The organism is Angustibacter luteus (assembly GCF_039541115.1).
Lineage (GTDB): Bacteria > Actinomycetota > Actinomycetes > Actinomycetales > Angustibacteraceae > Angustibacter > Angustibacter luteus.
The window spans coordinates 381,351-403,348 of the sequence record NZ_BAABFP010000002.1; the positions used below are offsets into that span (position 1 = coordinate 381,351).

Below are 21,998 nucleotides of genomic sequence, written 5' to 3' on the forward strand. Positions count from 1 at the left end.
GCGTGGAATAATCGGCACGGTTCATTCCAGGCGGAGCAACGACGAGCGGGCGGTGGGATACGTGGCCAACGCACTGAACCCCCTCGCCGTCTCCGTACTCGGCCTGCTGCAGGAACGGCCGATGCACCCGTACGAGATGTACCAGTTGCTGCTCGAGCGGCACGAGGACGAGCTGGTCAAGATCCGCCCGGGCTCGCTGTACCACACGGTCGAGCGGATGGCCGGGCTCGGCCACGTCCGGGCGTGCGGCACCGCTCGGTCCGGCAACCGCCCCGAGCGGACGACGTACGAGATCACCTCGACCGGGCGGGCGGCGCTGCGCTGGCGGCTGCTCGAGATGCTGAACGCCCCCGTCAACGAGTACCCGCAGTTCCCCGTCGCGCTCGGCGAGTCGCACAACCTCAGCAGCGACCAGGTGATCAACCAGCTGACCGAGCGCGCCTCGATGCTGGACGCCGAGATCACCAAGGCGCGCGAGCTGATCGGGCAGGCCCGCGACCGCGGCGTCCCCGAGCTGTACTGGTTCGCCGCCGACTACCTGCTGACGGTCAAGACCGCCGAGCGGGACTGGATCCTCAACCTCACCCACCGGATGGAACGCAGGGAGCTGGAATGGCCGAGCGACAGCAAGTAACGAACCCGTGGCCGGCCCTGTGGGCCCTCGTCCTGGGGTTCTTCATGATCCTGGTGGACTCGACCATCGTCTCGGTGGCCACCCCCGCGATCCTGCGTGACCTCGACGCAGACGTGAACCAGGTGGTCTGGGTGACTAGCGCCTACCTGCTCGCGTACGCCGTGCCGCTGCTGATCACCGGCCGCCTCGGCGACCGGCTCGGCCCCAAGAACCTCTACCTGGCCGGGCTGGCCCTGTTCACCCTCGCCTCCTTGTGGTGCGGGCTGACCGGCACCATCGAGCAGCTCATCATCGCCCGCGTCTTCCAGGGCTTCGGTGCCGCACTGATGACGCCGCAGACCATGGCGGTCATCACCCGCACCTTCCCGGCCACCCAGCGCGGCCGGGCGATGAGCCTGTGGGGCGCGGTGGCCGGCGTCGCGACGCTGGTCGGCCCGATCCTGGGCGGCGTGCTCGTCGACGGTCTCGGCTGGGAGTGGATCTTCTTCATCAACGTGCCGATCGGCGTCCTCGGGTTCGTGCTGGCCTGGCGACTGGTCCCGAAGCTGGAGACCCACTCGCACCAGTTCGACCTGCTGGGCGTGGCGCTCAGCGCGATCGGCATGTTCCTGCTGGTGTTCGGGATCCAGGAGGGCGAGACCTACGACTGGGGCACCATCAAGGGTCCGATCACGGTGTGGAGCCTGATCATCGCCGGGATCCTCGTGCTCGCCCTGTTCCTGTTCTGGCAGAGCCGCAACAAGAACGAGCCGCTGCTGCCGCTGACGCTGTTCAAGGACCGCAACTTCTCGCTGGCCAACGTGGGCATCAGCTCGGTCGGCTTCACCATCACCGCCATGGCCTTCCCGCTCATGCTGTGGGCGCAGGTGGCACGCGGGCTGAGCCCGACCCGCTCCGCGCTGCTGCTCGTGCCGATGGCCGTGATCACCAGCGCGCTGGCCCCGTTCGTCGGCAAGCTGACCGACCGGGTGCACCCGCGGTACATCGCCGGGTTCGGGCTGTTCTGCCTGCCGGTGTCGCTGCTCTGGCTCTCGGCGGTGCTCAGCCCGACCGCGCCGATCTGGCACATGCTGCTGCCCATCGCCCTGCTCGGCGTGGCCAACGGCTTCATGTGGGCGCCACTGGGCACCACGGCGACCCGGAACCTGCCGATGAACCAGGCCGGCGCGGGCGCGGGCGTCTACAACACCACCCGGCAGGTCGGCGCCGTCCTCGGCAGCGCCGCCATCGCCGCGCTCATGCAGTCCCGGCTGGCGATCGAGCTGCCCGGCGCCGGCGCGGCGGCCACCGGCGCCGCGTTCGACGGCAAGCTGCCGACCGTGGCCCTGCAGGGGTTCAGCGACGCGATGGCCCAGTCGCTGCTGCTGCCGGCCGCGGTCTCCGTGATCGGCCTGGTCGCCGTCCTGATGTTCGAGCGGCCGGCGCACATGGTCCGGGCCACGGCCCCAGCCACCGACCCGGTGCCGGCGCAGGCCTGACCCGACCTCCGCCACTCAGGCCCGTTTCCGCCGCTCAAGCCGGTTTCCGACGTCCGGAACCGGCTTGAGTGGCGGAAACCGGCCTGGGTGGCGGACGCGGGGCGCGACGAGGGGCGCGGGCTCAGGGCCCGCCGAGCGGGAACCCCGCGACCACCTCGTGCACCGGGCGTCCACCCGGCCCCTCCCCCAGCCGGGACTCCACGAGCTCGATGCGCTGGGCCCACCACACCGCGCCCTGGAACGTCTCGAGCACGCGCACCCATCGCGTCAGGTCCTGCGACACGCGACTGCGGGCCAGTGTCAGGTGCGGACGGAAGCGCCCGCCGTCCGGAGCGGCGCCCGCGCGGCTGGCCGCGGCCCGCGTCCCGGTGGCCAGGCGGCTCAGCTCCTCGCCGTCCGGGACGTCCAGGCTGCCGTACAGCACCCGGGCGGCCGCGACGTCCGGGAACGCACCGCCACCGGCGATCGCGAGCGCGAAGTCGTTGCGCCGCAACGCCGCTCGGGCCAGCCTGTCCTGCAGGTCGTCCAGGCAGCGCGCCGGCACGTCCGGCAGGAACGCCAGCGTCACGTGCCACTGCGCGCGGTCCACGAACCGCAGCGTGGGGTCGGCCGCCAGCCGCGGTGCCAGGAACTCGGCCAGCTCGTCGAGCGCCTCGTCGTCCGGCGTCAGGGCCACGAACATCCTCATCGCCCGCCAGGATCGCACGCTGCCGGGCGCGGCGCGCTGATCTAGGCTTGCCGCGGCCGAGCAGATCGGAGGCAGGGGATGCCGAGAGTCCTCGCAGTCGGGGCCCACCCTGACGACATCGAGATGGGCTGCGGCGGGACGCTCGCCATGCACGCTGCGTCCGGCGCCCAGGTCACCATGCTGGTGCTCACCACGGGGCAGGCCGGCCCGGGCGAGGTCAGCCGACGGACCAAGGAGGCGCAGGACGCCGCCGACAAGCTCGGGGCCCGGCTGATCATCGGCGGCCTGCCGGACGGCGGGGTCACCGCCGGGTACGAGACGGTGCAGCACATCGAGGCGGTCATCCGCGAGGTCGACCCGACGATCATCTACACCCACAGCGAGCACGACTCGCACCAGGACCACCGGGCCACCGCCGCCGCGACCATCGCGGCCGGGCGGCAGAGCCCGACCATCATCCACTACCAGTCGCCGTCCAGCCGGGCGTTCGACCCGTGCCTGTTCATCGACATCGAGGACTTCCTGTCGACGAAGGTCGCCGCCCTCGCGTGCCACGTCAGCCAGGTCGTCGAGTCCAGCATGGTGGACCTCGACCAGCAGGGCATCAACGCCGAGTACTGGGGCCGGCTGGCGCGCTGCCGGTACGCCGAGCCGTTCGAGATCACCCGGGTGCGGCTGCGCCAAGGCGGCCGGAAAGAGCTCGGGGTGGAGATATGACCACAGCAGCCAGCACGACAGCCAGCACGGTCGCCGTCACCGGAGCGGGTGGCCCGGCGGGCGTGAACGTGGTGCTAGAGCTGACCCGCCTCGGTCACCGGGTGCTGGCACTGGACACGGACCCCTGGGCGACCGGCCTGGCGCTGGCCGACGTCGGCGCGATCGTCCCGCGCGGCGACGCCCCGGGGTATGCGCAGGCAGTCGTGCAGGAATGCGCCCAGGCAGGCGCCACGACGCTCATCTGCACCGTCGTCGAGGAGTACCCGGCGCTGCACGCTGCGGCGCCTGACCTGCAGGCCGCCGGGATCGCCTCGTGGATCCCGTCCCCGCAGACCACGACTGCGTGCGCCGACAAGGGCGAGTTCGCCGCCAGCCTGCAAGCGGCCGGGGTGGCTCACCCGCACACCTCGACGGTCGTGGTCGGCGACGGGCCGTGGGTGGTGAAGCCGCGCACCGGCCGGGGCAGCCGGGACGTGACGATCACGGCCGACCGGGCGAGCGCCGAGCGAGCCCTCGAGGCGCTGGCCGGCAGCGGGATCGTCCAGCAGCAGGTCATCGGGCGGGAGTGGACGGCGGACTGCCTCACCGACCGCACGGGCCGCGTGCTGGCCGTGGTGCCGCGGTGGCGGGTGGAGACCAAGGCCGGCATCTCGACCAAGGGCGAGACCTTCCACGACCCGGCGGTGGTCGCGCTGGTGACCGCGACCTTGCACGCGGTCGGGCTGACCGGCGTGGCCAACGCGCAGGGTTTCGTCACGGACGACGTGCCGGTCGCCGTCGAGGTGAACCCGCGGTTCTCGGGTGGGCTGTCCCTCTCGCTCGCGGCCGGCGCCGACCTGGTCGGCGGGTACGTCGAGCTGATGCTCGACCCGGACGCGTCGATCGCACCTGACCGGCTCACCTGGCAGCCCGGGCGACGGATGCAGCGCTACTTCGAGGCCGTCTACAGCGGTGGCGAGGAGCCCGTCAGCACCGCCGAGGCCCGCTGATGCCGTTGCTGCCCGCAGGTTTCGTGACACGGGGTCGGGAGGACTTCCACGTGCACACGAGCGGGTTCTCGGACGACGCGCACTCCCCCCTGGCCGACGTCCTGGCCGCCGCCGTGGCCGCCGAGCTGGACGTCGTGTGCCTGGCGGAGCACGTGCGTGCGTCCACGACGTGGCTGCCGGACTACCTGCAGGCGGTCCAGGAGGCGCGCCCGCAGCACCCCGGACTGCGGATCCTGCGCTCGGTCGAGACCAAGATCCTGGACACCACCGGCGCGCTCGACCTGCCGCCGGGAACCGAGGCGCTGGACGCCGTGCACCTGGCGGACCACCAGTTCCCGCTCGATCACCCGACGCACCCGGACGACGTCCGCGAGCAGCTGCGGGACGGCCGGCTGAGCGTGGACGACGCGGTGACCGCGCTGCTGGATGCGACGTGCGCAGCCATGGGTCGGGTGGCGCAACCCGTTCTGGCGCACCTGTTCTCGGTGCTGCCGAAGGTCGGGCTGTCCGAGCAGGACGTCCCGGGCGCCGCGCTGGGCGAGCTGGCCCACGTGGCGGCGCGCACCCACGCCGTGCTCGAGGTCAACCAGAAGTGGGCCTGCCCGTCCGCCCGGACCATCGCCGCGTTCGCGACGGCCGGGGTACCCCTGGTCGCGTCCACCGATGCGCACGAGGCGGCCGAGGTCGGCCGGTGGTCGATGCTGGACCGGCTGCCGCACAACGGTTCCCCCGCTCCCGACAGCTCCGGGTGCTGAGATGACCTGGGACTTCTCGGACGCCCTCTTCATCCTGCTCATCGCGCTCGGCTCGATCCCGGCGCTGGCGAGCGTCCTGCAGTACGTGCTGGCCGGCCCGCACGCGTTGCGCGACCACCTGGACCGCACTGCGGCGTACCTGCCCCGGGTCGCGATCCTGGTGCCCGCGTGGAACGAGGGCGCCGTCCTCGGCCCGGCCGTGCGGCGACTGCTGGACATGGACTACCCGGACGAGCGCATCCGCGTCGTCGTGATCGACGACGCGTCCACCGACAACACGCCAGAGCTGGTCGGGGCACTGGCCCGCGAGCACCCCGGCCGCGTCGTCCACCTGCGCCGCGAGCAGGGCGGTCAGGGCAAGGCGCACACCCTCAACGCCGGCCTGGAGCTGGTGCTCGGCGACGACTGGGCCCAGGCCGTGCTGATCATGGACGCGGACGTGGTGTTCGAGACCTCGGCCCTGCGCCGGATGACCCGGCACCTCGTCGACCCCTCGGTCGGCGCGGTGACGGCGTACATCCGCGAGGGGTCCGTGCCGGGCAACTGGCTCAACCGGTTCATCGCCATCGAGTACGCCGCCGCCCAGGCCGTCGGCCGGCGCGCGCAGAACGTTCTGGGCGCCATGGCCTGCCTGGCCGGCGGCGCCCAGCTGCACGACCGGGCCTCGCTCGAGCGGATCGGGGGGCGGATCGACACGAGCACGCTGGCCGAGGACACGGTGACCACGATGGAGACCCAGCTCGCCGGGGCCCGGGTGGTGTTCGACCCGCACGCCATCGTGCTCGCCGAGGAGCCGGCCGGGGTGAACGCGCTGTGGCGCCAGCGGCTGCGCTGGGCGCGCGGGAACCTGCAGGTGACCGGCCGCTACCGGCACAACTGGTTCCGGCGGCGCAGCGCCGGACCGCTCGGTGGCTGGATCTTCGGGATCATCTGGTTCGCGCTGCTGTTCGAGCCGGTGATCGCGCTGGTCTGCTCGGTCGGGCTGGTCACGCTGCTGGTGACCGACGCGGACGTCGCGTGGCGCACGTTCCAGTCGTTGTGGCTGCTGTCGTTCGTGTCGGTGGCGCTGATCGTCGCGGTGACCTCGTTCGCCGACACCGACACCGCAAAGCGGGCCGGCGCCGAGGCCGTGCTGTTCCCCGGCATCGGCAACCTGTTCATCCTGGCCGTGGTGTTCTCGCCCTGGCTGGCCCAGCAGGTCGAGCCGGCCCGGCTGCTGTTCTACGCGTGGCCCGCGCTCGCGATGCTGGTGGTCTGGCTGGCGCGTCTGGTCGACCGGCCGCGCTGGCGGTGGCTGTCCGCGCTGCTCGTGCTGGTCGGCGGCTACGGCTCGCTGCTGTCCGCGGTGAACGTCAATGCCTACGTGGCCCAGGCCCGGCACCAGCCGACCACCTGGGCCAAGACGGAGAAGAAGGGCATGGTGCAGGGATGAGCGAGCTCCCCCCGGACCCCTTCGCCGCCGCCGACCACCGGTTCGAGCGCCGCTTCGCCGCCCGGGTACTCGTGGGGGTGTTCCTCACGCTGCTGGTCGTCGGCCTGCGACTGTGGCTCTACGGGCTCTGACCCGGCCCGGCGTGCGCCCGGCGCAGCGCCTCGTCGACGCCGGCGAAGACGACGTCCCCGGCCGGCACGACGTTGTCCGGCCCGAGCCGCTCGAGCAGTCCGGTGGCGGCGAGCGAGTGCTGCAGCTCGTCATCCACACCGCACAGGATCAGCCGACCACCGCGCGACCGCAGCTGGTCCGCCCGCCGCGCCATCGACTTCAGGAACGTGGACGACGGCACGTCGGGCAGGATCCGCAGGCTCAGGATGATGACGACGCCGTCACCGTCCACCCGAGGCCACTGCTCCTCCATCCGGGACACCTCGGCGAACAGGCTGACGCCGACGTAGTCGAGGACCACCACGTCGCCGTCACCCAGGCGCTGCGGCACGGGTACCAGTCGGTAGTGCCCGTCGCCGGTCGGCTCCAGCGCGCGCAGCCGGGCGTGCCGGGCCGCCTGCACGCAGAACAACAGCAGCGACAGAGCGGCGCCGATGATGATCGCGTCCTGCAGCGGGAGCTGCGTGGTGGCCAGGAACGTGACGAGCATCGCCAGCGCGGCCAACCACGACGTCTGCAGCACCATCCGGATGTCCGGCAGGCGGCCGACCACCAGGTCGATGCCGATGATGATGACCAGCCCGCCGATCACCGGCATCGGGATGAGCTCGGCCACGCTGCCGAACAGGACGACGACCAGCGCCAGCCACAGCCCGGCGAACACCCCGGCCCAACGGGTCCGGGCGCCCGCGCTGACCGCGACACCGGTGCGCGACAACGACCCGCCGGTGGGCAGGGCGCGGAAGAAGGCCCCGCCGAGGTTCGCCACGCCCTGGGCGACGAAGTCTCCTGACACGCTGCCGCGGGTGCCGTCCGGGTTGGGTACCGCGGATCCGATCCCGGCCGCCTGCGCGAGCGCCACCAGGGCCACCGCGCAGGCGCCGAACGCCAGGTCCGGTGCCTGGGAGAACTCCGGCATCACCGGGGTGGGCAGGGAGTTCGGGATGCTGGAGATGCCGCGCACCAGGTCGACGTCCACGTCCAGCAGGGCGACTGCCGCGGTGACCACCGCGAGCGCGATCAGGGTGGCCAGCGACCGCAGCGGCCGGATCGCGTGCGCCACCGCCCAGACCGCGACGGTGGCCAGCGCCACCAGGGTGGGAGCCAGCTGCCAGTCGCCGACGTGCCACAGCCACTGCGCGATCTTGCCCAGGGTGTTGCTGGCCGTGGGGTGGTAGCCCGTGGCGTCACCCACCACACCGGCGATGATCTGCAGCGCGATCCCGGTGGTGAAGCCGGTCATCACGGCGTTGGACACGAAGCTCATCAGCGAACCCATGCGCAGGAGGCCGAAGACGGTCATCGCGAGACCCACCATCAGCGTGAGCATCTCGACGGTGGCGAGCTTCGAGGGGTCCAGCCCGGCCTCGGCGATGACCGAGTGGGACGAGAGCGCGATCGCGCTGGTCAGCGTGGTGGTCATCAGCACCGTGCGAGCCAGCAGCGACCCGAGGACCGTCGGCACCATGCCGGAGTAGAGGCCCAGCACCGGGTTGAAGCCACCGATATTGGCATAGGCCATGCCCTCGGGGATGCTGAACAGGCCGGTCACGAGGCCGGACACCACGTCCTTGGGCGAGGGCTTCCCCCAGGGCTGCTTGGCGGTACTCACGGCGCGCTCACGGCGCTGCCTCGGCCGCTGCCGCCCGCCGGCGGGCCCGTGCAGCCGGCACCAGCAGGCCGAACACGAACGCCAGCGCCACCCCCAGCACGGTCTCCCCGACGCGCTCCCAGAAGCGATGGCTCGCGTCCTGCGGGTCGCCGACGAGCAGCATGAGGAACACCAGCAGGGTGTTGAACCCGCCGGCCAAGTACCAGCGGCTGCCGTTCGTCCCGGCGGAGGCGGCGAGGTCGACGAGGACGACGAGCCCGATGACCCACCCCGGCGCACCGGCCAGCACGAGGAAGCAGGCGACCACCGCACCCAAGGTCACCGAGACCACCCGGTCCACGCCACGCATCCGCAGCATCGTGGGGTTGGGTCGCATCACCAGCGCGCATGCGCCGGCCGCCCAGCCGACGTGCTCGAGATCGAGGGCGAAGCCGATCGTCGCGGCGATCCCGACAGCCAGCCCGAGGCGGACGCCGTAGTCCAGCATCATCGCGCGGCTCGGCCTGGGTGGCGGCGCGACGGGTGCGGCCCCCGCGGCGGCCGGCACGGGCCAGAGCAGGGAGATGACGAACGCGTAGACCGAGCCGACCCCGATGAGGACGGCGAAGGAGGCCGCATCGCCGAGGTCCTCGTAGCTGAGCCCGATCGCCAGCACCGGCACGACGAGGCCGAGCAGGACATTGCCCGCCGGGCTGCGCGCCACCACCAGCGAGGCGCCGACCGCCACGGCGAAGAGGACGACCACGGCGGCGACCGGAAACGCCGCCAGCACCGCTCCGACGAACAGGGCGACACCGACCGTGAGGTCGAGCCCGAGGTTGCGGACCCGGGCGCGGCGGGTGTCGGCGAGGCCGGTCACCGCGGCCGCCAGCACGCCGACGGCGAGGGCCGCACCCTTGCTCGGGTCGCCGACGCACACCACCGCGGCCGGCAGCGCCAGCACGACCCCGAGGAGCGCCTTTCGCGTCGTCCAGACCACCGCGGGCGGAGGCGACGGCGGGTGGACGGCGGTCGCCGGGTCGCTCACGACGCAGCCCTCCCTTCGTGCGGCCGGATCAGCATGACCCCGGCCGCGAACGGGCCACGTCACCCGACTCGGGTGAGACCAGTTGGACGAGTCCGGCGCACAATCGCCCTCATGCTGCCCACCCGCACCACGTACCAGCGCAGCTTCGTGCGCGCCGACGTGGTGGCCGGGTTGACGGTCTGGGCCGTGCTCATCCCCGAGTCGCTGGCCTACGCCACGATCGCGGGTGTCTCGCCCGTAGTCGGCCTGTACGCCGCGGTGCCTGCCCTCGTGCTCTACGGGCTGATCGGCTCGTCGCGACATCTGGTCGTGGCGACGATGTCCGCCACCGCGACGCTCTCAGCGAGCATCGTCGCCGACTACACGATCCACTCGCCGGACAAGTTCGTCGTGGTCACGGCGGCGCTGGCGATCACCACCGGCTTGCTCGGCCTGCTGGCCGGCGTCCTGCGGCTGGGCTTCCTCGCCTCGTTCATCTCCGAGCCCGTGCTCAAGGGCTTCATCGTGGGACTGGCGCTGACCATCCTGATCGGGCAGGTCCCGAAGCTGCTCGGGGTGCCGAAGGGTGAGGGCGACTTCTTCGAGCAGCTGTGGGACCTCGTCCGGCACCTCGGCGACGTCGACGGGCTCACGGTCCTCGTCGGCGGCCTCAGCCTGTTCGCCGTCCTGGCGCTGCGCCGCTGGCTGCCGCTCGTCCCGGGCTCACTGGTCGTCGTGCTGGCGGCCATCGCCGCGGTGGCGATCTGGAACCTGGACGCGGACGGCCTGGCCATCGTGGGACCGATCACCTCGGGTCTGCCCGAGGTCGGACTACCGTCGGGAGTATCCGCGAAGGAGTACCTGGACCTGGCAGCGAGCGCCGTCGGGGTGCTGCTGATCGGGTACGCCGAGGGACTGGGGGCGGCCAAGACGTACGCCGTGCGCGACGGGTACGACATCGACGCGAACCGCGAGCTCCTCGGTCTGGGAGCGGCGAACCTCGGCGCCGGACTGGCGTCGGGCATGGTGGTCAACGGCAGCCTCTCCAAGACCGCGGTGAACGGCGGCGCCGGTGCCAGGTCGCAGCTGTCCGGGCTGACCGTGGCGGTCCTGACGGTCATCACGCTGCTGTTCCTGACCGGGTTGTTCGAGAACCTGCCGGAGGCGACGCTGGCGGCCGTCGTCATCGCCGCCGTCATCGAGCTCGTCGACATCCCCGCGCTGCGCCGGCTGTACGGGGTCTGGTCGAGCAGCCTGGCCTCCGTCTACGGCTGGGGCACCCGGGTCGACTTCATCGCCGCCATCGCGGCGATGCTCGGCGTCCTGGTCTTCGACACCCTCCCGGGCCTGTTCATCGGCATCGGGGTGTCGATCCTGCTGCTGCTGTACCGCAGCACCCAGCCGCACGTGGCGCGGCTGACCCGGTCGGCGTCCGACACGTGGGTCGACGTGGAGCGGCACCCCGACCTGCCCGTCGACCAGCGGGTCGTCGTGGTCCGGGTCGAGGCCTCCCTGCTGTTCGTGAACGCCGACCACATCCGCAGCCGGATCCGCGCGATGGCCACCGACCAGGTGCGGCTGGTGGTGCTGGACGCCGAGACCACCCCGGCGATAGACGTGACGGCGACGGAGATGCTGGCGACGCTCGCCCGGGACCTGGAGCGCACCGACATCCGGTTCGCGCTCGCGCACGGCATCGGGCAGACCCGGGACGTGCTGCGCACCGCCGGCGCCGACGACGTCGCACTGACCGGCTACACCTCCGTGGACGAGGCGATCGCCGCGCTCGAGCCACCGATTTCGACCGAACCCGAGCACCCCGACCAGCCACCTGCACCATGACCGGCTTCACCGACGACCGAGGGGCCGGACCTCGGCCCGAACAGGGGACATGACCGATGGCACATAAGGACCGCAGCACCAGCCTCCCGCTCCCGGACCAGCCGTTCAGCGGGCCGATGTCCTACGACGCCAAGCACATGGACACCAAGCTCCCGCCGATCACCGCCAAGCGGCCGCCGCAGGGCGCGCCGAACGTGCTGGTGATCCTGCTGGACGACGTCGGCTTCGGCGCCTCCAGCGCGTTCGGCGGGCCGGTGACGATGCCGACGGCGGAGCGGCTGGCCGGGGAGGGACTGCGGTACACCCGGTTCCACACGACCGCGATCTGCTCGCCGACCCGGGCCGCCCTGCTGTCGGGCCGCAACCACCACCAGGTCGGCATGGGGCACATCACCGAGACGGCGACGCCGTCGCCCGGCTACCGCAGCACCCGCCCGAACTCGACGACACCGCTGCCGGAGATCCTGCGGCAGAACGGGTACAACACCGCCCAGTTCGGCAAGTGCCACGAGGTGCCGGTGTGGGAGTCCGGCCCGACCGGCCCGTTCGACCACTGGCCGGCGTTCTCCGGCTTCGAGCGCTTCTACGGCTTCATCGGCGGCGAGACGAACCAGTGGACGCCAGCCCTGGTCGACGGCGTGACCGCCGTCGAGGCGCCGGACGTCGACGGCTACCACCTCATGCCCGACCTGGCGGACAAGGCGATCGAGTACATCCGGCAGCAGAAGAGCCTGACCCCGGACAAGCCGTTCTTCACCTACTTCGCGCCCGGCGCGACGCACACCCCGCACCACGTCCCGCAGGAGTGGATCGAGCGCTGGCGCGGCACGTTCGACCAGGGCTGGGACCAGCTGCGCGAGGAGACGTTCGCCCGGCAGAAGGAGCTCGGCGTCATCGCGGCGGACTGCGACCTGACCGAGCGGTCGGAGGGCATCAAGGCCTGGGCCGACGTCGACGACGACGTGAAGCCGATCCTGAGCCGGCAGATGGAGGTCTACGCCGCGTTCCTGGAGTACGCGGACCACCACACCGGCCGGGTCATCGACGCCCTGGAGGACCTGGGCATCCTGGACGACACGCTCATCTACTACATCATCGGCGACAACGGCGCCTCGGCCGAGGGCGGCGCCGAGGGCACGTTCATGATCACCACGACCGCCAACGGCGGTGCGGACCTGCAGACCGTCGAGTTCTGGAACGAGCACCTGGACCAGCTGGGCGGCCCGCACGCCTACAACCACTACGCCTTCGGCTGGGCGCACGCGCTCTGCACGCCGTACCAGTGGACCAAGCAGGTCGCCTCGCACTACGGCGGCACCCGCAACGGGACGATCGTGCACTGGCCGGCGAAGATCACCGCCAAGGGCGAGGTCCGCCACCAGTGGCACCACGTGATCGACGTCGCGCCGACGATCCTCGAGCTGGCCGACATCGCCGAACCGCACACCGTCAACGGGGTCACCCAGATCCCGATCCAAGGTGTCTCGATGGCCTACTCGTTCAACGACTCCGACGCCGAGGACCGGCACGTCACGCAGTACTTCGAGATGATGGGCAACCGCGGGATCTACCACCAGGGCTGGTCGGCGTGCACCCTGCACCGCAGCCCCTTCGACCTGCTGGCCACCGCGCACCCGTTCGACGCCGACAACTGGGAGCTGTACGACACGACCAAGGACTGGTCCCAGGCGCACGACCTGTCGAAGGAGATGCCGGAGAAGCTGGCCGAGCTGCAGCAGCTGTGGCTGATCGAAGCGGTGCGACACAACGTGCTGCCGATGGACGATCGCGGCGCCGAGCGGATGAACCCGGTGATCGCCGGCCGCCCGACCCTGGTCGAGGGGACCAGCCTGCGGCTGTACCCGGGCATGACCCGGCTGAACGAGAACGTCGCGCTGAGCGTGAAGAACCGGTCGTACTCGGTGACCGCCGAGATCGACGTCCCGGAGTCCGGCGTGGACGGGGCGATCGTCGTCCAGGGTGGGCGCACCGGCGGGTGGGGACTGGTGGCGACCGAGGGCAGGCTCGCGTACCACTACAACTTCTGCGGGCTGATCGCGACGACCGTCGTCGCCGACGCGGCGCTGCCCACCGGCACCCACCAGGTGCGGGCGGAGTTCGCGTACGACGGCGGCGGGATCGGCCGGGGCGGGGACGTGACGCTGTACGTCGACGGCGAGCCCGCGGGCGGCGGCCGGGTCGAGAAGACCCACCCGATGTACTTCTCGTTCGACGAGGGCATGGATCTCGGGCTGGACTCGGGGATGCCTGTGTTCGAGGGGTACACCACGCCGAAGGGCGCGTTCACCGGCACGATCGCCTGGGGTCAGGTCGACCTCGGCGACGACGACCACAGCCACCTCATCGACCCGGAGGCGCACCTCGCCGCCGCCATGCTGCACCAGTAGCGCTATCGGGCGCCGTTCGCTCCGACGGCGCTGTCCCCCACCGCCGCGGCCTCGGTGCGGGCGTAGCGGCCGATCAGCGGCAGTGTCGCCGCGACCAGCAGCGCGGGCACGAGCGAGAAGCCGATCGCGATCCCGTTCAGGGCGGCCCCGCCCTGCCGCACCGGCTCGTCGAACGTCGACGAGGCGAAGCCGGTGAAGGCCAGGACGAGCGCGAAGACCCCGGGCCCGACCGCGAAGGCCGCGGTCTCCAGTGCGGCGAAGGCACCGGAGAACACGCCCGCCTGCTGCTGCCCGGTGCGCTCGGCGTCGACCAGGATCGTGTCCGGCAGCAGCGCGAACGGGAGCATCTGCTGGCCACCGAAGGCCACGCCCATGAGCAGCACCAGGCCCAGGACCAGCGCGACGCCCCCCGACAGCACCGCCGGCAGCAGCGCCAGGCACACCACGGCCAGCCCGGCGGTGCAGAGCCGGTAGCAGCGCACCTTGCCGATCCGGCCGGCCAGCCTGGCCCACAGGGGCACCGCGACGATCCCCGGCGCGACCAGTGCGACGAACAGCAGCGACGTCAGCCCGTAGTCGTCGAGCCGGTACGTCGCGACGTACGCGACCGCCGCCTGCATCATCGCGATGCCGAGCACCTGCGGCACGTAGCAGGCCGCCAGCAGCACGAAGGCGCGGTTGCCGCGGGCCTGCGCGAGCGTTCCGCGCAGCCCCAGCTGCTGCTGGCCGCCCCGCGAGGGCACCCACCGGGTGGACCGGGTGGCCACGAGCAGCGCGACGAACGCCACCGCCCCCATCGCCACGCCCATCAGCAGGTGCCCCGGGTGCCCGCCCCCGCCGGCGGTGATGAGCAGCGGCGCCAGCCCGCCGCCGAGCAGGATGCCCAGGGTCAGCGCGACGATCCGCCAGCTCATCACCCGGGTGCGCTCCCCGGCGTCCGCGGACATCTCGGTGGGCAGCGACACGTACGGCACCTGGAAGAACGCGAACGCCGTCGCCGCCAGCAGGTACGCGCCGAGCACCCAGAGCAGCCCGGCCGTGCCGTCGGCCGGGCTGGCGAACATCACCGCGAACCCCACCGGCAGGGTGCAGGTGCCGACCAGCAGGAGCCGGGTCCGGTGGCCGGTGCGGCCGGCCTCGCGGTCGCTCCACAGGCCGACCACCGGGTTGAACAGCACGTCCCACGCCTTGGGCAGGACGACGACGACGCCGGCGGCAGCCGCTGGAACCCCCAGCGTGTCGGTGAGGTAGAACAGGAGGAGCAGCCCGGGCACCGTCGAGAACAGCGCCGTGCCCACGCTGCCCACGGCGAAGCCGGCCAGCCGGGTGCGCGGCACGGACGTCGCCACCGGGGTGGTCGACCGGCTGGTGGACTGGTCGCCGGCCATCGGCCTCCTGTCCGGCTCGTCGTGGAAGAGTGTCGGTGCAGCGGATCACACGTTAGGGGTAGTGCTCGATGTCGGACGACGACCTGCCGGCCTTTCGCCGGCAGCCGGGTCAGCAGCGCAGCCGTGACCGCGTCGAGCACATCCTGGACGTCGCCGCCGAGCTCATCGTGCGTGACGGCATCGACGCGACGTCCATGAGCGCCCTGGCCAAGGCCGCGAAGGTGTCCCTCCCGTCGATCTACCGCTACTTCCCGAACAAGCAGGCGATCCTCCACACCCTGCTGGAACGCACGGCCCAGCGGGTGCGCGCGATGGTGCTGGCCTCGGTCGGTGACGTCGGGTCGACCCAGGACGCGCTGGCCGGGATGACCGTGGCCATGCGCGCCTACTGGCAGCTGTTCCGGGACGACCCGACGTTCGCCGGCATCTGGGCCGCGGCCGCCTCCGTGCCCGCGCTGGTGCAGCAGGACCTGGAGGACACCCGGCTGACCGGCGGGATGCTGGCCGAGGCGGTCCGGGACATCGTGCCCGCCGACCGCGCCGAGCACCTCGACGTCATCGGCTACATGTGCGTCTCGCTCGCGACGTCGAGCGTGCGGCTGGCCGCACAGCTGCCCGACGCGGACGCCGAGGTCGTCATCACGACCATGACGGACCGCATCCTGCCGGCCGCACTGGGGCTGCCGCCGCGCACCGACTAGGACGGCTAGGGGCGCAGCTCACTCCTGGAAGCTGGGCACCGCCGCCCGGGTGGCGTCCGCGCGACCCTTGGGCTCCTCCCACTCCTCCTGACGACCGAGCGCCGTCATGTCCAAGAAGGCGTAGGCGCCACCGAGCTGCTCGCTCCCGCGGGCGAACGTGGAGTAGGTGTGGAACACCTCGTCGCCCTCGCGCAGGAAGCAGCTCATGCCGGGCTGCTCGGCGGACTCCCCCGGCTTGACCAGGCCGTCCGGCCAGCCGTGCTCGCGCCAGTCGGCGTCGCTGCGGTAGTTGTACTCCGGCACCGCCTTGTCGGCGTCCATCGTGACGTGGAAGTCGTAGTTGAAGTCGCTGCCGTACGAGGAGTACCAGGGCACGTCCCAGCCCTTGCGGGCTGCGTAGTCCACGATCTTCGCCAGGGGTGCGCGGGACACCAGCGCGAACGTGGTGTCCCGGGAGCTGACGTGCTCGAGCAGCCCCGGGGACAGCTCGTCGATCCCGGCGCTGCAGCTGGGGCAGGCGTCGTCCCACGACGGGTCGAACATGACGTGCTGCACGATCAGCTGGCGCCGTCCCTCGAACAGGTCGGCCAGGCCGACCTCGCCGCCCGGCCCGGCGAACCGGTAGTCCTTCTCGACCCGGACCATGGGCAGGCGCCGGCGGTCGGCGTTCAGCGCGTCCAGGTCGCGGCGGTACTGCTTCTCCCGAGCGAGCAGCTCGACGCGGGCCGCGCGCCACTCCTCGGGCGAGACGATGTCGGGCAGGGTCATCCGGGCCTCCTGGGATCAGGGTCGTCGCGGGGGTAGACCGGGGACGCCGTCCGGACTCATCGCCGCCAGACGAACTGGCGCGTCGTCAGGCCGAACCACCGGTCGGTCGGGCCCTCGTCGACCATGTCGAGCCGGCCGCAGACGGCCTGCGACTTCACGTTGTCGAGGTCGGTGAGCGCCAGGACGCGACGGAGGCCGGCCGCGTGGCCGGCGTCGAGCAGCGCGCGGGCGGCCCGGGTCACCAGGCCGCGGCCCTCGAAGTCCGGGTGGAGGTGCCAGCCGACCTCGACCTCCGTGGTCGGGCCGTCCGCGTCCTCGAGCGGCAGCAGCAGGACCGTGCCGACCGGGTGGTCGAGGTCGTTCCCGTCGACGGTCGGCACCAGCGCCCACAGCCCGAGCGGTGCGGCGAACCTTTCCCCCACGGCCTGCCAGCGGTCCAGGCGGACCCGGGCCTCGTCGACGTCCGTCACCGCCGCCCGGGGTTGCGCCCCCAGCCAGCGCATGACCTCCCAGCGGGAGTAGAGGTCGAAGTAGGCGTCCAGGTCGTCGCCCTGCCATGGACGCAGCAGCAGGTCCGGGGTTCGCAGCAGCTCCACGTCCTCGACCCTAGTGACCGGCCGGAATCACCGTCGAGCCTCGATCAGGTGCCGGGTGGAGTGCGCGACGAACGGGCCGCGCTCACGGATTTCGAGGTCGAGCGACTGCAACCGGTCGCGGTAGCGCGCGACCGAGAAGTCGGGGACCCACCAGACGCACTTGCGCAGGATGAACACGACCGCGCCGATGTCGAGGAACTCCATCCGGCACCCGGCGGTCCGCAGGTCGACGACGGCCAGACCTGCCGCTTCGGCGTCGGCTGACTCCTGGCGAGGGTCCCGGCCGGCCCGCTGCTCGGGCAGCGGCCCGAGCAGGTACTCGATCAGCTCGAAGGCGGACGCCGGACCGACGTGCTGGGCCAGGTAGCGGCCGCCTGGGGTGAGCACCCGCGCGATCTCGGCCCAGTCCGGCCGCACCGGGTGCCGGCTCGTCACCAGCTCGAAGCTCGCGTCCGGGAACGGCAGCGGGCTCTCGTCGTCCAACACGACCACGTCGACCCCGCGCGGCCCGAGCAGAGCGCGGGCCCGCTCCGCGTTCGGCGCCCAGCCCTCCGTCGCGCACATCCGCGCCGGCAGCTCGGGCATCTCGGCCAGCACCTCACCGCCGCCCGTGTCGAGGTCGAGAGCCGACCTGACCGTGCGCAGCCGGCCGGCCAGCAGACGCGCATAGCCCCAGGGCGGGCGCTCCTCGCTCGCCCGACCATCGAGCCAGTCGAAGCCCCAGCCCGTCACGTCGGCCCGATCGGCCTCCGAGACGAGCTCGTCGAAGGTGCGCACCCAGCCATCCTCCGGCCGCGCCCGGCGCCGCGCCATCCGTTTGGGAGCGCCGTTCGGTGGATAGCGAGACCAGCGCCCTCAAGATGGTCACGCGTCCCACCGACAGCACCGCAGTGACGACCAGCCCTGCGGTGGCGATGACCGCGACGATCAACGGACTGCGGGTGTTCACCGCCGCCGCCGACGGCCCCACCCGGGCCGCCCTGACGTTCCGGGTCGGCTGGGCCGACGAGACACTCGTGGAGCACGGGATCAGCCACCTGGTCGAGCACCTGGTGCTGGCCCCACTCGGCCGCCCGCAGTTCACCTGGAACGGCACCACGTCGGCGGAGCGCGTCACGTTCTGGTGCGAGGGCACCGAGGAGCAGGTCGCCTGGTTCCTCACCGCGGTGGCCGCCAACATCCGTGAGCTTCCGCTGAGCCAGCTGGAGCTCGAGAAGAACCTCATCCGCGCCGAGGCCTGCCACCGCCAGGGCGGTGTGACCGGGATCCACGACCTGTGGCGTTGGGGCACCGAGGGCCACGGGCTCGGCGTGTACGACGAGCTCGGTCTCGACCGGGTCGACCCGGCACCGGTGCAGGTCTGGGCGGCTCGGTACCTGACGGCCGAGAACGGCGTCCTCTGGACGACGAGCAGCCAGCCACCCTCGCTCGACCTGCCCCGCGGCCAGGCAGTTCCGGCGGCCGATACCGGCCCGTGGCGGGCCACGACCCTGCCGTCGTCCTTCCCGCTCGACGGCACCCGGGTGACGCTGTCGGCCGAGCTGCCGTTCGGCCACTGGGCGGGGGTCGTCGGGCACCTGCTCGCCAAGCGGATGCTGGACCGGCTCCGGTACACCGAGGGCATCAGCTACAGCACCGACTACGACGTCACCTCCGTCGGCCGGGACGTCCGCCGCCTGCTCGTCACCGTGGACGGCCTGCCAGATCGCATGCAGCAGGTAGCGGAGGGCGCCGTCGAGGTGCTGGACGAGCTCGCGCGCACCGGCCCGACGGCCGAGGAGCTCGCGGAGGTCCTCACCTCCTTCGACCGGCAGCAGGAGGGCGGCACGGCCGCCCTGGCCGAGCTCGCCCGCCTCAGCGACGACTACCTGACCGGGCGCCCCAGCCGTCCGGCCATGGCCCTGCGCGACGAGCTGCGCGCGCTGACCCCGGCGCAGGTCGCCGGGTTCGTCGCGGCGATGCGCCCGACCATGCTGTGGAGCGCCCCACCCGGGGTGACCGTGCCGGGCTGCCCGCAGGCATCCGGTCAGAGCGAACGGCGGGTCACCGGCACCCGGTGGACGCCGCCCCGCGGGCAGCTGCAGACCTCCTACGTCGACGTGTCCGACCAGGGGATCACGTTCGTGGCCGAGCAGGCCGAGGTCTGCCTGACCGTGCCGTGGACCGAGTGCACGGCCATGGTGGCCTACGACGACGGCACCCGCCGGCTCATCGGCCGGGACGGCTTCGCCTTCACGCTGTTCCCGGAGCGCTGGGACCGCTGGGCGCAGCTGAGTGCCGAGCTCGACCGGCACGTGCCGGCCGGCCGCACCAGCCACCAGCGCACGGCGCCGAACCGGGAGGCGCCGCGGCCACCGGTGATCGAGGTGACCGGCACCAGCGACGGCGCCTGGATCACGCTCGGCGTGGTCGGGCTCCTGTTCGCCGTCCTGGTCGGTTTCGCGGCGGTCGCCGACGGTCTCGACGTCGGCGTGCTGGCCGTGGCCGTCGTCCTCGCGGGTGTGAGCGCACTGCCGCTCTGGCACGTGCGCCGGCGCCGCGAGCGTCGGCGCAACGGGTACGAGCCGGTGAAGGTGCGGCGCTACCAGGGGGTCGCCGCCTGGCCGACCCGGTACGTGGTGGCCGGACTCGTGCTCTCGGCGGTCGGTGCGGTCGCCCTCCTGCTCGGACGCGCCGTCGTCCCCGGTGTCCTGCTCGGCGGCGTGGCCGTCCGGGCCGGCCGCGAGCTGTCCCGCCGCAGCAAGCGCGGCAGCTAGGTCCCCGCCAGCCGCTCGACGACCGGACCCAGCTGGTCGAGGTCGGCGACCAGGAACGACGAGATGCCCAGCCGCTCGCGAAGCTCGGTGAACTTCTCGACGAGCCGGTCGTGGGAGCCGATGTGCACGTGCGGTGACTCGATGACCTCCGTCACGGTGAGCTCCACCCCGCCGCGCTGCCGCAGCTCGGCGACGACCTTCTCGGCCTCGCCCTGCAGGTCGTTCGTGACGGTGGCCGGCCAGAACGACGGGTAGACGTTGAAGGTCAGCTCGTCGAACCGGTCACCGGCCGCCTCGCGGACCCAGCCGATCTTCTCCTCGGTCGCGGCCCAGGTGAACGACCGCGGGTCCGGGCGGCCGCCGCGCAGGATCCGCGGTGCCAGACCGACGGTCTGCGCCTCCCGGCCGGCCAGCTCGAGTGTCGTCCGGCCGCCGCCGCCGATGAAGAACGGGGGGTGCGGCTGCTGCACCGGCTTGGGCTGCGCGTCGTAGTCGGTGATCGTGTAGTGCTCGCCGGCGAAGGAGAACGCGCCGGTTCCGAAGCATCCCTTGACCACCGCGACCGACTCGGCCAGCCGCGCCTGCCGCACCCGGATCGGATCGAAGGGCAGGCCGATGGCGACGTACTCGGACTCGTTCCAGCCGGCCCCGATGGCGACGTCGAGGCGCCCCTCGGACAGCAGGTCGAGCGTGGCCAGCTCCTGCGCGAGCACCGCGGGGTGTCGCAGGTCGTTGTTGTGCACGAACGCGGCGATCCGGATCCGCTCGGTCAGCGCCGCGACGGTCGCCAGGTACGGCACCGGCGCCGGTTGGGCGAGCAGGTGGTCCGGCAGCGCGAACGTCGTGATGCCAAGGTCCTGCGCGGCGCGGGCCCGCTCGCCGAGCTCGCGGGCGCTGGACACGTCGAACGCGTTGGACAGGAACGTGAAGGGCTTGCTCATGGCCCGATCATGCCGTGCGGGCAGTGCGCGACGGGTCAGCCCAGCGAGGCCTTGACCGCCCAGTGCTTGGTGATCTCGGTGTACGGCTCGACGTACCCGGTCGTCGCGTTCCCCGCGATGACGTGGCCCCGGACCCAGGCCTGGGTCGCGGTCTTGGCGTAGAACGGGGCGCCGGAGTCACCGGGCAGGGCGATGACGCCGCCCGTGTAGGCGATGACCGGGAACTTGCAGCCGGTCGCCGTGCAGAGCTGGGCAGTGGTGCTGGTCACGGTGTGCCCGCACTGCTCCCCAGTCTTGTAGCCGCTGTGGCAGTAGCTGCTGTAGCCCACCACGGCGGAGCCCGCGCCCACCACCGGGATGCTGGCGGCGCTGTTCACCCCGCCGGTGAACAGGCGCCCGGCATAGGTCTTGCCAGCCAGGAACTCCGCGTCGACGGGAGCGACGGTGCGCCCGGTGACCGTGCCCACGGTGTTCGCGCCGGACGGGGTCATGACCACCGTGCCGTTGGGGTAGCAGTGCCCGGCGGTGATCATCCAGCGGGTGCCCGCAGCGCTCTGCACGGTGTAGCCCGTCGAGCAGACCGCCCCCGGGGCCGACAGCCCGCCGCCCCCGTAGAAGGGTGGCGTGTCGTCGCCACGGCCGAGCCGGTCCGTCGTCCGCTGCCTGGTGACCTTCACCGCGATGCCGGCCGTGGTCCTGTCACCGGTCAGGGTGATGAGCCTGCCGATGACGGCGGACGGAGCATCGGTGTCCACGACCACCGCGCCGGTGACCGGGTCGGAGTAGGTGCCGAACGAGTACCGGGTGCCGTGCGTGGCGACGTAGTCGGCGACGCGCGCCTGCACGGTCGCGACGGCCCGCCGGGAGGCAGGCGCCGACGCCGCAGCCTTGGCGGCCAGGTGGTCCGGCGAGGCGGAGTCGGGGATCGCCCTGGTCCTGGCGACGGGCACGCCCTTCGCCGACGCCGGGTCGGACGACGCGGCCTGGGCCGGTCCGGTGCCGACCGCCAGCGCGGCAGCGGCGGCGGCGGACAGGCAGACGGCGATGGTCTTGGTGGAGCGGCGCATGGCGGACCTCCCGGTCGGGCACGCGGCCCCCTGCCACGGTCCCTCGGGA

Annotated in this window: 20 protein-coding genes; 11 read left to right on the top strand and 9 right to left on the bottom strand. The window is 72.3% G+C overall.

What is annotated here, in order from left to right:
- The first annotated feature begins 61 nt into the window (after nt 1-61).
- Complete coding sequence (locus tag ABEB17_RS01875; protein WP_345714852.1) at nt 62-634, top strand: PadR family transcriptional regulator; 573 nt, start codon at nt 62-64, stop codon at nt 632-634.
- Nucleotides 613-2,112 carry a DHA2 family efflux MFS transporter permease subunit gene (locus tag ABEB17_RS01880; RefSeq protein ID WP_345714853.1) on the top strand — a complete coding sequence of 500 codons (1,500 nt, stop codon included), beginning with the start codon at nt 613-615 and terminating at the stop codon, nt 2,110-2,112. Before ABEB17_RS01875 ends, ABEB17_RS01880 begins: the two co-directional genes overlap by 22 nt.
- Before the next feature lie 121 nt (nt 2,113-2,233).
- On the opposite strand, the gene thpR is transcribed toward ABEB17_RS01880, so the two are convergent.
- A complete protein-coding gene (thpR, locus tag ABEB17_RS01885; RefSeq protein ID WP_345714854.1) occupies nt 2,234-2,800 on the bottom strand; it encodes an RNA 2',3'-cyclic phosphodiesterase in 567 nt (188 codons plus the stop codon).
- A gap of 78 nt (nt 2,801-2,878) precedes the next feature.
- On the opposite strand from thpR, the gene ABEB17_RS01890 reads away from it, so the two are divergent.
- The 5 genes from ABEB17_RS01890 to ABEB17_RS01910 are packed head-to-tail and all read left to right on the top strand — an operon-like array spanning nt 2,879 to nt 6,824.
- Entirely contained in the window at nt 2,879-3,517 is a 639-nt protein-coding gene (locus ABEB17_RS01890; RefSeq protein WP_345714855.1) for a PIG-L deacetylase family protein, read from the top strand.
- Nucleotides 3,514-4,506: an ATP-grasp domain-containing protein gene (locus tag ABEB17_RS01895; RefSeq protein WP_345714856.1), complete on the top strand. Its 993-nt coding sequence runs from the start codon at nt 3,514-3,516 to the stop codon at nt 4,504-4,506. The genes ABEB17_RS01890 and ABEB17_RS01895 overlap by 4 nt, the downstream gene beginning before the upstream one ends.
- A 23-nt stretch (nt 4,507-4,529) precedes the next feature.
- Entirely contained in the window at nt 4,530-5,261 is a 732-nt protein-coding gene (locus tag ABEB17_RS01900) for a PHP domain-containing protein (protein ID WP_345714857.1), read from the top strand.
- Nucleotide 5,262: 1 nt separating this feature from the next.
- Nucleotides 5,263-6,693 carry a glycosyltransferase family 2 protein gene (locus tag ABEB17_RS01905; protein WP_345714858.1) on the top strand — a complete coding sequence of 477 codons (1,431 nt, stop codon included), beginning with the start codon at nt 5,263-5,265 and terminating at the stop codon, nt 6,691-6,693.
- A complete protein-coding gene (locus ABEB17_RS01910) occupies nt 6,690-6,824 on the top strand; it encodes a hypothetical protein (protein ID WP_345714859.1) in 135 nt (44 codons plus the stop codon). The genes ABEB17_RS01905 and ABEB17_RS01910 overlap by 4 nt, the downstream gene beginning before the upstream one ends.
- Here ABEB17_RS01910 and ABEB17_RS01915 read toward each other — a convergent pair.
- Both ABEB17_RS01915 and ABEB17_RS01920 read right to left on the bottom strand, forming a co-directional pair.
- On the bottom strand, nt 6,812-8,476 hold the full coding sequence (locus ABEB17_RS01915) for a SulP family inorganic anion transporter (protein ID WP_345714860.1): 1,665 nt from the start codon (nt 8,474-8,476) through the stop codon (nt 6,812-6,814). The genes ABEB17_RS01910 and ABEB17_RS01915 overlap by 13 nt on opposite strands.
- A 7-nt stretch (nt 8,477-8,483) precedes the next feature.
- Nucleotides 8,484-9,503, bottom strand: coding sequence for an FUSC family protein (locus ABEB17_RS01920; RefSeq protein ID WP_345714861.1), 1,020 nt, complete (start codon nt 9,501-9,503; stop codon nt 8,484-8,486).
- Between the two features lie 111 nt (nt 9,504-9,614).
- Between ABEB17_RS01920 and ABEB17_RS01925 the strand changes: the two genes are divergently transcribed.
- Together ABEB17_RS01925 and ABEB17_RS01930 are read left to right on the top strand one after the other, a co-directional pair.
- Complete coding sequence (locus ABEB17_RS01925) at nt 9,615-11,324, top strand: SulP family inorganic anion transporter (protein WP_345714862.1); 1,710 nt, start codon at nt 9,615-9,617, stop codon at nt 11,322-11,324.
- A 56-nt stretch (nt 11,325-11,380) separates the two neighbouring features.
- The gene (locus ABEB17_RS01930; RefSeq protein WP_345714863.1) at nt 11,381-13,732 is read left to right on the top strand and encodes a sulfatase-like hydrolase/transferase; all 2,352 of its coding nucleotides are present in this window, start codon (nt 11,381-11,383) and stop codon (nt 13,730-13,732) included.
- A gap of 2 nt (nt 13,733-13,734) precedes the next feature.
- On the opposite strand, the gene ABEB17_RS01935 is transcribed toward ABEB17_RS01930, so the two are convergent.
- Nucleotides 13,735-15,120: an MFS transporter gene (locus ABEB17_RS01935; RefSeq protein ID WP_345714864.1), complete on the bottom strand. Its 1,386-nt coding sequence runs from the start codon at nt 15,118-15,120 to the stop codon at nt 13,735-13,737.
- 68 nt (nt 15,121-15,188) lie between these two features.
- Between ABEB17_RS01935 and ABEB17_RS01940 the strand changes: the two genes are divergently transcribed.
- Nucleotides 15,189-15,821, top strand: a complete 633-nt coding sequence (locus ABEB17_RS01940) for a TetR/AcrR family transcriptional regulator (RefSeq protein ID WP_345714865.1) — start codon at nt 15,189-15,191, stop codon at nt 15,819-15,821.
- Nucleotides 15,822-15,839: 18 nt separating this feature from the next.
- On the opposite strand, the gene ABEB17_RS01945 is transcribed toward ABEB17_RS01940, so the two are convergent.
- From ABEB17_RS01945 to ABEB17_RS01955, 3 genes are read right to left on the bottom strand one after another with little or no spacing between them, the layout of a single operon-like run.
- Nucleotides 15,840-16,589: a DUF899 domain-containing protein gene (locus ABEB17_RS01945; RefSeq protein ID WP_345714866.1), complete on the bottom strand. Its 750-nt coding sequence runs from the start codon at nt 16,587-16,589 to the stop codon at nt 15,840-15,842.
- A 56-nt stretch (nt 16,590-16,645) separates the two neighbouring features.
- Nucleotides 16,646-17,185 (bottom strand): GNAT family N-acetyltransferase, encoded by a 540-nt coding sequence (locus tag ABEB17_RS01950; protein ID WP_345714868.1) that lies wholly within the window; start codon nt 17,183-17,185, stop codon nt 16,646-16,648.
- 27 nt (nt 17,186-17,212) lie between these two features.
- Nucleotides 17,213-17,962, bottom strand: coding sequence for a class I SAM-dependent methyltransferase (locus ABEB17_RS01955; protein ID WP_345714869.1), 750 nt, complete (start codon nt 17,960-17,962; stop codon nt 17,213-17,215).
- Nucleotides 17,963-18,018: 56 nt separating this feature from the next.
- Here ABEB17_RS01955 and ABEB17_RS01960 point away from each other — a divergent pair, with 56 nt between their 5' ends.
- Entirely contained in the window at nt 18,019-19,941 is a 1,923-nt protein-coding gene (locus tag ABEB17_RS01960) for a peptidase M16 family protein (protein ID WP_345714870.1), read from the top strand.
- On the opposite strand, the gene ABEB17_RS01965 is transcribed toward ABEB17_RS01960, so the two are convergent.
- Nucleotides 19,938-20,882 (bottom strand): TIGR03621 family F420-dependent LLM class oxidoreductase, encoded by a 945-nt coding sequence (locus tag ABEB17_RS01965; RefSeq protein WP_345714871.1) that lies wholly within the window; start codon nt 20,880-20,882, stop codon nt 19,938-19,940. The genes ABEB17_RS01960 and ABEB17_RS01965 overlap by 4 nt on opposite strands.
- 35 nt (nt 20,883-20,917) lie before the next feature.
- Nucleotides 20,918-21,949, bottom strand: coding sequence for a chymotrypsin family serine protease (locus ABEB17_RS01970; RefSeq protein WP_345714872.1), 1,032 nt, complete (start codon nt 21,947-21,949; stop codon nt 20,918-20,920).
- Nucleotides 21,950-21,998 lie beyond the last annotated feature (49 nt).

What these genes read in the sequence shown, in the direction of transcription:
- ABEB17_RS01880 (WP_345714853.1), top strand. Translation starts at nt 613, where the DNA reads ATGGCCGAGCGACAGCAAGTAACGAACCCGTGGCCGGCCCTGTGGGCC.
- ABEB17_RS01945 (WP_345714866.1), bottom strand. Translation starts at nt 16,589, where the DNA reads ATGACCCTGCCCGACATCGTCTCGCCCGAGGAGTGGCGCGCGGCCCGC.
- ABEB17_RS01965 (WP_345714871.1), bottom strand. Translation starts at nt 20,882, where the DNA reads ATGAGCAAGCCCTTCACGTTCCTGTCCAACGCGTTCGACGTGTCCAGC.
- ABEB17_RS01890 (WP_345714855.1), top strand. Translation starts at nt 2,879, where the DNA reads ATGCCGAGAGTCCTCGCAGTCGGGGCCCACCCTGACGACATCGAGATG.
- ABEB17_RS01905 (WP_345714858.1), top strand. Translation starts at nt 5,263, where the DNA reads ATGACCTGGGACTTCTCGGACGCCCTCTTCATCCTGCTCATCGCGCTC.
- ABEB17_RS01925 (WP_345714862.1), top strand. Translation starts at nt 9,615, where the DNA reads ATGCTGCCCACCCGCACCACGTACCAGCGCAGCTTCGTGCGCGCCGAC.
- thpR (WP_345714854.1), bottom strand. Translation starts at nt 2,800, where the DNA reads ATGAGGATGTTCGTGGCCCTGACGCCGGACGACGAGGCGCTCGACGAG.
- ABEB17_RS01910 (WP_345714859.1), top strand. Translation starts at nt 6,690, where the DNA reads ATGAGCGAGCTCCCCCCGGACCCCTTCGCCGCCGCCGACCACCGGTTC.
- ABEB17_RS01895 (WP_345714856.1), top strand. Translation starts at nt 3,514, where the DNA reads ATGACCACAGCAGCCAGCACGACAGCCAGCACGGTCGCCGTCACCGGA.
- ABEB17_RS01940 (WP_345714865.1), top strand. Translation starts at nt 15,189, where the DNA reads ATGTCGGACGACGACCTGCCGGCCTTTCGCCGGCAGCCGGGTCAGCAG.
- ABEB17_RS01970 (WP_345714872.1), bottom strand. Translation starts at nt 21,949, where the DNA reads ATGCGCCGCTCCACCAAGACCATCGCCGTCTGCCTGTCCGCCGCCGCC.
- ABEB17_RS01935 (WP_345714864.1), bottom strand. Translation starts at nt 15,120, where the DNA reads ATGGCCGGCGACCAGTCCACCAGCCGGTCGACCACCCCGGTGGCGACG.
- ABEB17_RS01930 (WP_345714863.1), top strand. Translation starts at nt 11,381, where the DNA reads ATGGCACATAAGGACCGCAGCACCAGCCTCCCGCTCCCGGACCAGCCG.